The organism is Flavobacterium amylolyticum, assembly GCF_048284335.1.
Taxonomy (GTDB): domain Bacteria; phylum Bacteroidota; class Bacteroidia; order Flavobacteriales; family Flavobacteriaceae; genus Flavobacterium.
In genome coordinates, this window is record NZ_JBLVPG010000001.1 from 20,467 (window position 1) to 34,987 (window position 14,521).

Annotated in this window: 10 protein-coding genes; 9 read left to right on the plus strand and 1 reads right to left on the minus strand. The window is 30.7% G+C overall.

Features of this window, described 5'->3' with window-relative positions; translation table 11 throughout:
* The 3 genes from gldI to ACNQF9_RS00110 are packed head-to-tail and all read left to right on the plus strand — an operon-like array spanning position 1 to position 3,078.
* Positions 1–657 carry a gliding motility-associated peptidyl-prolyl isomerase GldI gene (gldI, locus tag ACNQF9_RS00100; RefSeq protein ID WP_417958190.1) on the plus strand — a complete coding sequence of 219 codons (657 nt, stop codon included), beginning with the start codon at positions 1–3 and terminating at the stop codon, positions 655–657.
* Between the two features lie 14 nt (positions 658–671).
* Complete coding sequence (locus tag ACNQF9_RS00105) at positions 672–1,799, plus strand: peptidylprolyl isomerase (protein ID WP_417958191.1); 1,128 nt, start codon at positions 672–674, stop codon at positions 1,797–1,799.
* Between the two features lie 37 nt (positions 1,800–1,836).
* Positions 1,837–3,078, plus strand: a complete 1,242-nt coding sequence (locus ACNQF9_RS00110) for a peptidylprolyl isomerase (protein WP_417958192.1) — start codon at positions 1,837–1,839, stop codon at positions 3,076–3,078.
* A 149-nt stretch (positions 3,079–3,227) separates the two neighbouring features.
* On the opposite strand, the gene ACNQF9_RS00115 is transcribed toward ACNQF9_RS00110, so the two are convergent.
* Positions 3,228–3,668 (minus strand): hypothetical protein, encoded by a 441-nt coding sequence (locus ACNQF9_RS00115; RefSeq protein ID WP_417958193.1) that lies wholly within the window; start codon positions 3,666–3,668, stop codon positions 3,228–3,230.
* A 474-nt stretch (positions 3,669–4,142) separates the two neighbouring features.
* On the opposite strand from ACNQF9_RS00115, the gene ACNQF9_RS00120 reads away from it, so the two are divergent.
* From ACNQF9_RS00120 to ACNQF9_RS00145, 6 genes are all read left to right on the plus strand, one after another.
* Positions 4,143–6,335, plus strand: coding sequence for a PAS domain S-box protein (locus ACNQF9_RS00120; RefSeq protein WP_417958194.1), 2,193 nt, complete (start codon positions 4,143–4,145; stop codon positions 6,333–6,335).
* A 1,390-nt stretch (positions 6,336–7,725) separates the two neighbouring features.
* Entirely contained in the window at positions 7,726–8,094 is a 369-nt protein-coding gene (locus tag ACNQF9_RS00125) for a response regulator transcription factor (protein WP_417958195.1), read from the plus strand.
* Between the two features lie 30 nt (positions 8,095–8,124).
* Positions 8,125–9,234, plus strand: coding sequence for a hypothetical protein (locus ACNQF9_RS00130; RefSeq protein WP_417989380.1), 1,110 nt, complete (start codon positions 8,125–8,127; stop codon positions 9,232–9,234).
* 2 nt (positions 9,235–9,236) lie between these two features.
* Complete coding sequence (locus tag ACNQF9_RS00135; protein ID WP_417958197.1) at positions 9,237–10,667, plus strand: glycosyltransferase family 2 protein; 1,431 nt, start codon at positions 9,237–9,239, stop codon at positions 10,665–10,667.
* A gap of 20 nt (positions 10,668–10,687) precedes the next feature.
* The gene (locus ACNQF9_RS00140; RefSeq protein WP_417958198.1) at positions 10,688–13,078 is read left to right on the plus strand and encodes a sulfatase-like hydrolase/transferase; all 2,391 of its coding nucleotides are present in this window, start codon (positions 10,688–10,690) and stop codon (positions 13,076–13,078) included.
* A complete protein-coding gene (locus tag ACNQF9_RS00145) occupies positions 13,075–14,340 on the plus strand; it encodes a YaiO family outer membrane beta-barrel protein (protein WP_417958199.1) in 1,266 nt (421 codons plus the stop codon). The genes ACNQF9_RS00140 and ACNQF9_RS00145 overlap by 4 nt, the downstream gene beginning before the upstream one ends.
* Positions 14,341–14,521: the final 181 nt, after the last annotated feature.

Here is a 14,521-nt window from a genome sequence, read left to right on the forward strand (position 1 = left end):
ATGAAAAACAGCACACTAATAGCAGTGTCATTCTTTTTGCTTGTTTTGGTCTCAGCTTGTAAACAGCAACAGGAAGCCAGAAGACCTCTCTCTCAAACCTCCGGTAGTTTCATGAAGAAGTCCATAGCGCGCAATAAAAAGTTAGTAGCCAATGAGGAAACTAAAATTCAGGATTTGATTAAAAGTAATCCGAATGTCAAATACGTGGCTTCTAAGAAAGGGTATTGGTATTCCTATGTTACACGAAACGAAATTGATTCTCTTACTCCCAAAAAAGGAGATGTTGCTTTTTTTGATTATGAAATAAAAGATTTAAAAGGTACTATCATCTATTCTGAATTAGAATTAAGACCCCAAATTTATTATGTTGACAAACAAAATATCATGATGGGCCTGCGTGATGGTATTAAATTGATGCGTAAAAAAGAGAAAATAAACTTTCTTTTCCCTTCAAACATGGGGTATGGATACCATGGAGATGACAAAAAAATTGGGACCAATCAACCCTTAATTTGTACCGTTACGCTCCGCGATTTCAAATCCGAAGTTTTGTATAAAAAAGAAAATGAATTAAAAACAAAAACACCTTCAACGACAGTACCTATTAAACCAGAAACCCCTATCGTAAATAAGATTACGGACACTATAACTCAATAAAATTAAATTTAGAAATGAAAAAAAAGATCCTATTCGTATTCCTGGTAATCGCTTCATTTTACTCTTGTAAAGAAGAACATAACAATCTTCCTGACGGTTTGTATGCTAAAATAGAGACTAATAAAGGAGAAATAATTGTACAATTAGATTTTGAAAAAGCGCCTATAACTGTAGCAAATTATGTGACTTTGGCTGAAGGAAAAAATGACTTTGTCACTAATGAAAATCTTAAGAAAAAACCGTTTTTTGATGGTTTAAAATTTCATAGGGTAATAAAAGATTTCATGATACAAACTGGTGACCCTTTAGGTACTGGCTCAGGAGATACCGGTTATAAATTTAAAGATGAATTTAATGATTTGAAATTTGACAAGGGAGGCGTTTTGGCCATGGCCAATAATGGACCTACTACTAATAGCAGTCAATTTTTTATCACACATCTTGCAACACCTTGGCTAGAAGGAAAGCATACTATTTTTGGCCGTGTAGTTGAAAAGGGAATGGATGTTGTCAATAAAATTGAACAAAATGATTACATCAATACCGTCACTATCATCCGAAATGGTGAAGCAGCAAAAAAATTTAATGCTGTAAAAACATTCAATGACTATTTTGCTGTTGAATCACAAAATCAAAAGAACAAAGCAGCTATTGATGCAGAAAACAAAAGAGTTTATAACGAAAAATACAAAGAAGTTAGGGAACAAAAAGTAACGTATTTCGCAACATTAAAAGCCAAATCAACTAAAACACCTACAGGATTACAATATATAATCACCAAGAAAAGTGGCGGTAAAAAACCAGCAAATGGCGCTACTGTTTTCATCCATTATGCCGGCTTTCTGGAAGATGGAGAATTGTTTGATACGAGTATAGGGAGTGTTGCGAAAACTTTTGGAAAATACGACGAAAACAGAGCCACTCAAAACGGCTACCAACCCATCCCTTTTCAAGCCGGAAAAAAAGATGGCATGATTCCTGGTTTCATCGAAGGACTTGAACAATTATCTTTTGGAGACAAAGCCGTAATTTTCATTCCATCCCGTTTAGGATATGGAGAGGCTGGAGCTGGTGGGGTAATACCCCCAAGTGCTAATATCATTTTTGAAATTGAATTATTAGAAACAATGCCTCAACAATAATATTTTTAAAAAAAGTTAGACCTTAATTATTTAGAAAATGAAATTTAAAATTCTCTTTTTATTATTTCTCGGAACAGTAAGCATACATGCGCAAACTATTAAAAAATCTATGCCGGTTAAAAAACCGATGACAACAGTTAAAGCGACCGTAAAGAAAGCAGTTAAACCTGTTGTAAAAACACCTGCAGTAATTGAAGGGATTTTTGCTACTATTGCTACAAATAAAGGAGATATTGTTCTTGAGTTAGAGTACAAAAAAACGCCTGTTACTGTGGCAAACTTTATAGCACTTGCTGAAGGTAAAAATACTTTTGTAACCGATGAAAAACTAAAAGGAAAACCTTTTTTTGATGGTTTAAAATTCCACCGAGTTATCAAAGATTTCATGATTCAAGGTGGTGATCCTTCAGGAAATGGATCTGGTGGACCCGGTTATGCATTCAAAGATGAATTTACAGATTTGAAACATAATAAAGCAGGAATTTTATCAATGGCTAATTCCGGTCCAACTACGAACGGGAGCCAATTTTTTATCACACATAAAGAAACGCCATGGCTAGATGGAAAGCACACTGTCTTTGGTCATGTATCTCAAGGAATGAATATTGTCAATTCTATTACTCAAAATGATGTAATTACAAAGATTACTATTGTTAGAAAAGGAGCTTTAGCCAAAAAATTTGATGCCTCAAAAGTGTTCTCTGATTATTTCAACAATAAATCGGAAGATCAAAAAAAACAAGACCTCGTTTATGCTGAGAGTAAGGCCAAACAAGCTGCAATCCAAGCTGAAACTAAAAGAGTATACACGGAAAAATACGGTCCTGTTGTAGCTGCAAAAAAAGCGTATTTAGCAACTACAAAAGCAAGTGCAACAACTACTCCTTCAGGATTAGCGTATAAAATAACTCAGAAAGGAACCGGTAAAAAACCAACTAATGGAACAACATTTTATTTCCATTATGCTGGTTATTTTGAAGATGGAACTCTTTTTGACAGCAGCTATGAAGAGGTGAATAAATCCTTTGGAAAATTTGATGCCAATAGAGCTGCTCAAAATGGATATCAAGCATTTCCATTTGAAGCAGGAAAAAAGGAAGGTATGATTCCGGGATTTATAGAAGGCCTAGATAATATGACTCTTGGAGACAAAGCCGTAATTTATATCCCTTCAAATCTTGCGTATGGAGAAAGAGGTGCCGGTGGTGTGATACCGCCCAATACAACTCTTGTTTTCGAACTGGAAATGTTAGAAAAACAACCTGCCTCAAAACAATAAATTTTAAAAATCCACAAAAAACCCGACAGAATTCAAAATCTCTCGGGTATTTTTTTATAAATTATTCAGTAAGCTTAATTATGCCACCTAATAAAAATTCGTAATTATCTATTTTACAAAACTTAACAGAACTTGTTATTTAGAACTAATTATTTCTTCCCAAATTTCCAATCGAACTCATCTTTGTTATTGATGATGGCACCAATCTCCAATTTGACAATCTCATTAAATTCTGTTTGAAAAATGATCCAGTTTTCCTCATTAAAATAGTTTTCAAAAGTATCAAACTCTTCCTGAGTAAATTTAGTTATTCCTTTAAGAGCCAACTCTTTTTTGACGTCACTTATTTTCTTATTGATTATTTTATTTCCAAATAACTCTAAATCGATACCTGAAGCCACAATGTATCCCAATTTAAGTTCTTCCTCTTGATAGAATGTCAAACGCATTTTAAGCTTGTTGTATGCAAAAATCACATTATTCTCTTCATCCTTATAATTTCTATCCGGCTTGCCATAAATAGCCGTAACGTCGTTCTGTTTCATTCCGAAAATGAGCTTGTCAATTCCGTTTTTTGGATTTATTTTCATATATAGTTCTATTTTTATTTCTTTATTTGACAGTAAAGTTCGCAAAGTTTTTTGCAAAGTACACTACAATTAGTATTTAAAAGTTAACCTATCTGTTTAAAATTAATATTTTTTCCTAGTGTCAATTACAACTGGTAGTTATCAAGGAAATGAGAAATCTGTTTTTACCTTTAAACTTTAATTTTAGGAATTAAGCTCGCTTACTGAGCTTTTATAGAATGACAATAACGATACGAAATTTCCGGAATGAGTTGAAATTTAGTCTATTCTATTTAATTAAAAACTGACTGTAGAAAATCTTGCAAAAATTAAAATTAAAAGCTAAGAATATATATTTTTAGCTTTGCTTAGTACATGATAATTTTAATAAACTAATTGCTAATTCAATTTAATTCATTAACTTTCATCTACTTATATTGAAATACAACATCAGAATATTAAGGTTATAATCCCTAATTTTAATACTACTAAACCATGAAGATTTCTTTAGAGAAAAAAATAGTTTTTGGCTTTATCATGAATTTATGCGTTGTTTTTGCAATAGCCTGGATTTTTATTTTACGAATTGATAAACAAAGAAATCAAGATTTAGACCTTAGGTTAAATTGGATAATTATTTCATTAATCCTATTTTCAGTCCTCTTACTAACCATCGTTTATTTTATTATTCGTTCTCAATTGCGTGCTAAAAATATTTCCCAAAACTTGGTCATGGAAAACAAACTATTGTTTCAAGCTATTATTGACAACACTTCACTTCCCATGTTTATAAAAAAATTAAATGGAGAATACTTATTGGTTAATAAACAGTTCGGAAGTCTATTTAAAATCTCATTGGAAGAAATAATTGGTAAAACGGATCATGACTTTTTGGCAAAACCAATAGCAGATAACTTTCGTAATTCTGATTTTGAAGCAGTAAAAACACTTAAAGAATTAAAAACAGAGGAAACCATTGAACTTTCTGATGGCATACATACTTATATTGCGGTCAGATTTCCAATTTATGATAGCTTCAACAGAATTTATGCTATTGGGGGCATTTTTACCGATATTTCCGAAAGAAAAAAATCTGAAGAAACATTAAAAGCAGGAGACAAATTCTTTAATATGTCCTTAGATATTATGTTGATTGCATCTAAAGATAAATTCCTAAAAATAAACCCTACAATTTCTAAAATATTAGGATACTCCGAAGAAGAATTACTTCACCATCCCTTTTTTACTTATATCCACCCTGAGGATCTTGATATTACCCACAAAGAAATTGATAAACTGCAAACTGGCGTTTTAACTATTGAATTTGAAAACCGATGGATTAGCAAAGATGGATCCATTAAATGGATAGAATGGTCAGCCTCGCCTGATCTCTCAACGGGTTTTTTATATGCTGTTGGGCGTGATATTACGGCACAGAAAGAGATTGAAAAATCTTTAAAAATAGTGAACAACTTTTTTGAGATGTCATTCGATGCCTTTTTTGTCGCAAAAGGCACTACAATCATAAAAATAAATCCTGCATTTACTAAAATCTCCGGTTACGTTCAAAGTGATCTGGCAGCTATATCACTATTGGATTTAATTCACCCTGATTATGTAAAGATTGCTACAGAAAGACTCACCAAGCGTCTGGAAGGAATCGATGTAGACACAAATGTTATATATCCTGTCAGATGTAAAGATGGTACTTATAAATGGGCTGAATCGATGATCGCAACCGATGTGGAAACAGGCACAATTTATGCTGTTTTACAAGACATCACCCAAAAGAAAATGGATGAAGAAAAGCTAAATGTGTATACTCAGAAATTAATAGATGATGAACAACAAATACAAACCATATTTGATGGAGCTCCAGATCCGGTTATAGTAATTGATAGTGAAAGTAATGTTTTGAAATGGAATCCCAAGGCAGAAGCTGTTTTTGGATGGAAAACAGATGAAATTATTGGAAAGCCTCTGTATGAATTCATTGTGCCTATACAGTACAGAGAATTACACAAGAAAGGTATGGAACTATTTTTAGCAACAGGTTCCGGTGCTATTATTAATAAAACTACCGAAATGGTAGCCATTAATAAAGAAGGTACGGAATTCCCTGTTTCCTTGAGTATTTCCCCCGTTAAAATGGGAGATAAATATATTTTTATTGGATTTGTCCGTGATGTCACCGAAAACAAAAAAATCATTAATAACTTATATGAAAACGAGGAAAAATTACGATTAATTGTTGAAAATATTAGTGAAGGAATTATAGTCGCTAATGCTGACAAAAAGATAATTTTGGCTAATAAAATGGGAAATGAAATTTTTGGAATTGAACAAGATGATAAAATCTCAACTAACTTAAGTAATCATTTCCAGCTCTATTACCCTGATGAAAAAACCATTTTTCCTTCTCAAAACCTTCCCATGGAACGTGCATTAAATGGCGAAGTGACTGATGATATTGAAATAGTTCTTTGGAACCCAGTGGAGCAAAAAAAGAAAAGAGTCCTTATTAGCGGCAAACCCCTAATGGATCAAAATAAAAATGTTGTTGCAGCTGTAGTTACAATAAAAGACATCAGTAAATACAAACAAATGGAAGAAGATTTAAAAGAAACTGAATCAAAATACAGACAATTAATTGGATTTAGAAAAGGAAGTTCTGACACTATGATTTAATAATGTAAAGGAAGAATAGAAGTACGTATATAATCTTCTTCACAAATTTAAAACTATTTTAATTTGTGCAATAAATCTAAGATTTATCGTAGACTCCTAGATAAAGCTATCCAATTGAATCAAAAGTATACAACAAACCTATGTTTACCTCCAAGAAAAGTTAGGAATAACGGTTTAGAAATTCTGTAGTAATATTTTAACTTTATGGAGGTTGTCTAAGTCGATCTTCCTGAAAAATTGGGTTGCATCTCCGAGTAATACAAAAGTAAGAGTCCTTTACCAAATCTCTTCGACAATAGATGGTTTTATTATAAAAATAAATAATTTTTATCGATTTAAAAAATGTAACAAGTTCTAAAAATAGGCAATTGAAATTGTTAATTATAAGAAAGAGATTGATAGTTTAAAAGGAAAAACGGCCTTAATAAAATCAATTTTTAAATTTATTTAAATCTAATCCACTTTATAAAATTATCAGATTACGAAAGAACTTTAGAGTAAACGTTTGATTTTAAAAATTATTTTGACTGTATATAGTCAGAAGCTAATCTTTTACAAGAAGCTAAAACTAACAAAAAATGATAAAAATCATTATTTTATTGTCGTAAATTTATAAAAAAAGAGTATCCATTGCAAAATGTCTTCAAAAAGCTGTGTTCTCAATAAAGTTTATATTAAAATAAAACAATAATTTAATACTGTTAAAAAGTTAATTATTATATATATATTTAACACTAAATTACACCACAACAAACCTCAATTATATTTATGGCAAATAAGTTCATAATAATCCAGTATTTAGTTAACAGAAGTGTAAAATCAATATATTTATTTTGCTACAAAAATTGTTTCTTTCGAACAAAAATAAATTGTTTGGCTAATAAAATTTATTCCGAAAAGTTATTGGCTAAAATCAATAATTTTTTTGCATTGTTAAATTACACAACTTTTACTTTACCATTAAATAAAATATTTTTCTCTTTTATCTATTCTCCGTTTAAAGATACTATTTCATCTTACAAACAGTAACTTTGCATTTAAGTTTAATTAATGTAATATGTAACAAGCCTTTTGTATGAGTAACTTTTGAAAATGAGTTTAAAACTAGATATAACAATTAAAATATATTGAGAAAAAAAACCATACTTAAGATTAAACCCGTTTTAAAATAAATTTAAAAATGACAAACTATCATTGATAAAATTACGTAAATTAAAAAATAAATTTTTGTTTAATTGTGACATTAAATAAGACAAACAACTTTAATACATGACAAATAAATTATTTATTAAAAAAATTCAACATGATAGTACAGAGTTTAACAACTTAGATAAAACAATTTTATCAAAACTATTATTTAAATTTTTATCTAAACTAAAATTATTACACCATGAGTGAGATTAAAAAAATTGTCCTAGCAGAAGATAATTCAATTTTTTTGACATTACTTAGATTTAGATTGGAAAAAGAAGGGTATAAAATCCATACAGCTGTAGATGGAAAAAAAGCAATTGAGTTAATAGAGGAAGTAAATCCAGAATTAATCTTAACCGATATTATGATGCCTTTTATTAGTGGATTAGAAGTAATTAGTCATGTGAGAAACAAATTAAACCTGCAAACGCCTATTATCGTTTTTTCATCAGCTGGGCAAGAGGAAATCGTTCTTAAAGCATTTGATTTAGGCGCCACTGATTTTATGAGCAAACCATTAAGTCCAAATGAATTAGTAATTAGAGTAAAACGATTGTTGCGTTAAAATTAAAATAAATTGCCTCTAGTTTTTCATATGAATACGAAGTACTATTTCATTAATTATTTAAAAGGGTCACCGCCTATCATCCAAGCAGCATGGATGATTAGTGGTGTTTTTATTGTAATAATTATTCCTTTAATTTTTTATTTAAAATATTTGAGAAAATATTTGAGAAAAAAAGAGCGGATAACTTCTGAATATGAAAATGAATACGAATCTCATCTCATCTCCTATTTATATTCTGGAAATGAAGATGGTGATGATAATGTTAGTTCTGAACAACAAGTGATTATTGATCAATTAAAAGAATCCATAAAAGATCCTTTCAAAAGAAAAATTTTAATTGCAGTCTTGTTAAAGTTAAAAAATGAAATTTCTGGTGAAATTGCAGAAGCTATTCAAAAACTTTATTTTCAAACGGGGCTTATAAATTATACTTTATCTAAATTAAGCAGTAAAAAATGGTACATAATAGCAAAAGGTATCCGAGAATTAAAACAATTTCATGTTAAGGAAGCCCACAATCAAGTTATTATTCACATAAACCACCCGAAGCGAGAAGTTAGGAAAGAAATGCAATTGTATATGGTGAGTTTATTCTATTTTGAAGGACTTAATTTTTTAGACATACTAGAAACACAGCTTTCTGAATGGGATCAGATTCAATTACTGGAAGTACTTCAAAGATTAGAAAATCAAAATATATCAAATATAAAATTTTGGTTAAATTCTCCAAATGATTCTGTCATCATTTTTGCCTTAAAACTGGCAAAAATTTACAACCAGTTTGAGGTAAAAGATGAACTTCTATATTTGTTGCATCATGTTAATAAAAAAATAAGATTAGAATCAATTAATGTTTTAAACTATTTAAACGCTTTCGAAGCCAAAGAAATTCTGAAATATAACATCCAAAAACGTAGTCAAGAGGAGCAAATTGCTTTTTTTAAAATGATGGAAAATCTTTACGAAAGTAGTGATGAATCATTTTTAATGGACTATATACATAACGAAATATTCGAAATTAAAGTGTCTGTATTAAGAATTTTAAAGGTTCTAAATAACGAAAAATTCAATATACTTAAGTTAGAATCTTCTGATCCTCAATTTCTAAGAATTATAAATTTTATAGAAAACAATTAATTATGGAAGGAAGTACTTTACAAATTATAATTCAAATCATTCATTATTTATTTTTCATTTATAGCTTTACTGCAATTGGGTCTTATCTTATACTCGCAATCATTTCAGCCATAGAAACAGTAGAGTATATGAGGAAAAATAGCTTTGTAAATTACAAAGAAATATTGTCTTCAAATATTTCACCTTCAATTTCAATTATAGCGCCAGCCTATAATGAAAGCTTAAATATTGTTGAAAATGTTCGCTCTTTATTGTCAAGCCATTATGTAAACTATGATGTAATCATAATAAACGATGGAAGTAAAGACGATAGTTTAGAAAAACTTATTAGTGTTTATGATTTGATTCCTATTGATTATCTAATCAACGAACAAATACAAACTAAACCCCTTAGAAAGGGTATCTACAAATCAACAAATCCTGCATTTGAGAAGCTAATTATTGTTGATAAAGAAAATGGAGGAAAAGCGGATGCATTGAATATGGGACTTAACATAAGCAACAGCAAATACGTTGCTTGTATTGATGTAGATTGTTTGCTCCTAGAAGATTCCCTTCAAAAAATGATTAAACCCTTTCTTGAAACAACCGATGGAAGAGTAATAGCGGCAGGTGGAGTAATACGGATTTCAAATTCCTGTATCGTAAAAGAGGGTAAATTACATGATGTCAATTTCCCTAAAAAATTACTAGAGCAAGGACAGATTCTCGAGTACATTCGGGCATTTTTATTAGGAAGGATGGCTTGGAGCAGGCTTAATGGTTTGTTAGTAATATCAGGGGCTTTTGGTTTATTTGATAAAAAAATTGCCATAAAGGTAGGTGGTTATGATACGAATACGGTAGGCGAAGATATGGAGCTGGTGGTAAGGATGAGAGGGTACATGGAAGAACAGAAAAAAAAATATAATGTAGCCTATATTCCCGATCCTCTGTGTTGGACCGAGGCGCCTGATAGTTATAAAATATTCATTTCACAAAGAAACAGATGGACAAGAGGCACCATAGAAACATTGAGAAAACATAGAAAAATTGGCTTTAATCCAAAATATAAAGCCCTTGGATTACTAAGTTATCCCTATTGGTTCTTTTTTGAAAGACTGGCTCCCGTAATTGAAGTTACCGGTTTGATCTATTTTGGAATTCTTATTGTATATAATCAAGTACGATGGGATTATTCATTTGCATTTATTATTTTAGCCTATTTATTTACCGTTTTCTTTTCTTTAATTGCTATAATTACAGAGGAATTAACGTATCACCAGTATAAAAAGAAAGGGACTGGTATTCGCTTATTAGTCATTGCTTTTTTAGAACCATTTGTGAACCATCCTTTCATTTTATATGCGGCAATTCGAGGCAACATCGATTACTACTTTAACAAAAAAAAGAAATGGGGAGAAATGACTCGAAAGGGAATGACTAAAGCATAAAACTATACAATTACAGATAAATGAAAATGAAATTTACTTATAAAAACAGTTTAGAATACATTTATTCAACGGTTTCATTAATACTTATTTTTTGCTTATTAAGCTTAATTGAAATATTTAAAACATTCGATTTACAGGCATTTACTTATAAAGTAATAAATGATTTTTTTACCGGAACTCTAATCGGATTATTATTTTTCCCATTGTACCTGATCTTAAAATACATAAAAAAAAAGTTAGGGATAATTGTTATTCGAATCTTATTTTCCATTATCGTCATCATTCAACTTGGTTTAATAGGATATAGCCTTACCACTCACATCAATCTTGGAGCTGATCTTTTAGGATATTCTTGGAGTGATATGTACACTACTGTTACCGCATCTTTATCACTATCCTTCCTTTTGATTTTGCCTTTTATTGTAGTACCCATTATTTATTTGGGGCTGAATTGGGTGTTCCATTCGTATGGAGAAAGAATCAATCCAAAAATTTTACTTTTAGCAATACTCCTTTTTGGAAGTTTACATTTATTCATTAACACCCGTAATAAACCTGCATTACAGAACAAATTAAATTTTTTATTCAGTGATATTATAAGAGCTAAAAATGACAACGCTTTAGCATCTCAAGGAAGCCTATCCTTTAAAAAAGAATACCCTTTAGAACAAGCTTCAAAAAACACTAAAGATGTATTGGCTCCATTTTTCAACATTGGTGAAGAGAAGCCTAATGTCGTTTTTATTATTGTTGAAGGACTTGGTAGTGATTTTATTGATGAGGGTGAGTATAAAGGATTTACACCTTATCTCGACTCCTTAACGTCAAAATCGCTTTACTGGGAGAATTTTGTTAGTAATGCTGGACGGACATTTGGGGCACTGCCTTCTTTAATTGGTTCGTTGCCGTTTGGACAAAATGGATTTATGGAATTAAATCCATTACCTAAACACAATTCATTAATTAGTATACTTAAATCAAATGGTTACGCCACCAATTACTTCTGTGGTGATGAATCTAGTTTTGACAGAAAAAGTAATTTCTTAGAATACAATGGAATAGATAAAATTATAGATATTAATAAATTTGGACCCGGTTATATAAAAACAAAAGAAAATTCTGGCGGATTTTCATGGGGCTATCCTGATGCAGAAATATATCGTAAAACATTATCTGAGATAAAAGATAATAAACAACCCCGGTTAGATATTATAATGACGCTTACTAATCATGAACCATTTGATTTCCCTTCTAAAAAAGTATACTTAGAAAAAGTAGAGCGTATTATAAAAACTAAACCATACTTAGAGAAAAATAAGATAGATGAATACAAAGACATTTTTGCCTGTCTGCTTTACACAGATAATTCTATTCAAAATTTCATGAAAGCCTATGCTAAAAGACCCGATTATGCAAATACTATTTTTATAATTACAGGGGACCACCGCTTGATTCCAGTCCCTCAGAAAGATAATTTGTCGCGTTTTCATGTTCCTTTTTATATCTATAGCCCTATGTTAAAGAAAACAGCAAAATTTAAATCTATTTCTTCACATAGTGACGTAACGCCAAGTTTAGTTTCTTTTTTAACTAATAATTACAAATTCAATAAATTAGAAAAAACGACTTGGCTGGGTCAAGGACTGGATACGGTAAGAGCTTTTAGAAATATTCATAGTATTCCATTGATGCGATATAAAGGTAGCATCAATGACTATATTTATAAGGAGTATTTTTATTCAGATGGTATAATGTTCAAAATTGATGAAAATTTAAATATTAGTCAAACTGATAGTGATCAGATAGAAGTTATTAGTAATTCTTTTACTGATTTTAAAAGATTGAATGCTTATTTAACCACAAAAAATAAAATTACAAGTGTAGCAACAAGCTTTAAAAAACCAGTGTATGAGTTTACCCAACAGCAACTTTCCACAATCAAAAAGTTAACTAAGGGATTAGATCGTGATCAGATTTTTTTATTAGCCCGAGATTTAGCATTTAAAAAAGACCGTGAAAATTCGAGATTATTATGCAATTATATTCTAAATGACCTCCCCAATTATGGCGATGTAAGGACACTAAAAGGCAGGACGTTAGCCTGGGATGGTGATTATAAAAATGCAGAAATAGAACTACTTGAAGTTACAAACAGAACCCCATTTTATGGCGATTCCTATTTAGCATTAATGGATGTCTATTGGTGGTCTGGGCAAAATAAAAAAGCTGTCAAAATTGGTCAAAAAGCTTTAAGCAATAAAATAACTGATGCTGAATTAGGCTATAAACTGGCACAAGCATACAACAGAATGAATAATGCTAAAGATTCGAATAGAATTATTGACAGTCTTATAAAAATATATCCTACTAATACAGAATACTCAAATTTTAAAAAATCCTTAAAAAAATGATTTCAAAAATAGATATAAAACTGACTTTTCTGGTGGTGTTTTTTGCTGCATTTCAAATGTCTGGACAACAAATTAAATTTGATGGTGATCCAGATGCTTCTTTTGAAAAAGCACGCAACTTAGCGTTTAATCAACAACGTAAACAGGCGCAGGATACCTTATTATTTATTTTGACCAGCTATCCGGATTACCATGACATTCGCTCTTTTTTAGGAACTACCTATTCCTGGGACGGTGAATATAAGAAAGCAAGAAAAGAGTTTGATTATATTTTACAAAAAGACAAAGAAAATAAAAACACCTGGATAGCAGCTATCAAAAACGAACTGTGGGGAGAAATGCCGTATGCTGCTCTTGATATGGCAAATAATGCTTTGAAAACGTTCCCAAACGACTCTGAGTTATTGTATTTGAAAGCGAGCGCACAAGAAAACACCAATAATACATTAGAAGCATTGAGCACGATTCAATTACTATTGAATAAAAATCCAGAAGATCAAAAAGCCAAAGATTATAAATCAAGTATCAATAATGGGCTGAGCCGAAATGCTATAGGTATCACCTCATCGGTAGACATTTATTCTGATGTTTTTGATCCAATGCAATATTATGCATTAATGTACAGGCGACAAACTAAGTATGGTAGTATCATAGCAAGAGTCAACTTTAATAGACGATTTAACGAAAATGGAATGCAATATGAAGTCGATTTATACCCAAAAATTGCAAAAGGTTTATATGCTTATGTAAATGTTGGTGTAGCGAATACTTTTCTCTTTCCTGATATTAAATATGGAGCGGAATTGTTTAAATCACTCCCTAAAAGTTTTGAAGTTTCCTTAGGATTCAGAACTCTTAAGTACAGTACTACAACAAATATTTATACAGGATCTCTTGGCTGGTATACTGGAAATAGCTACATCTCTTTTCGTCCTTATTTTACTCCCGGAGCAACAGGCACTAGTAAATCTGGAACATTAACTTACCGGAAATATGGTAGTGATGCTGACAATTATATCGGCATAGCTGCTAGTGTAGGATTCTCCCCAGAGATCAATCAGTTCAATACCAATGAAAATGCGGCTAAATTTGTAGACTTACAGGCCCAAAGGATTAATATTGGCTATTATTTCACCTCATCAAATAATCAAAATGCTTGGGGTACACAGTTTGGAGTATCTCACCAAGAAATAATATTCGATCAAGGAAATTATTTTTGGATTTATTCCGTTGCTCTGTCATGGGAACTAAAATTTAAATAATAGATCCCGTTTCACCTTAATAATTTAAATTTCAAAATCCTTCTTTAACTCTAATTAAAGAAGGATTTTGATTTATATGAAATTTAAAATCAGCCAACCAAAAAGCAAAAAATCTCTTGTTCCATTACAGGTAAGACTGCATAATTGTTAAAAATTAAAGGAATGCATTAATCTAAAAACC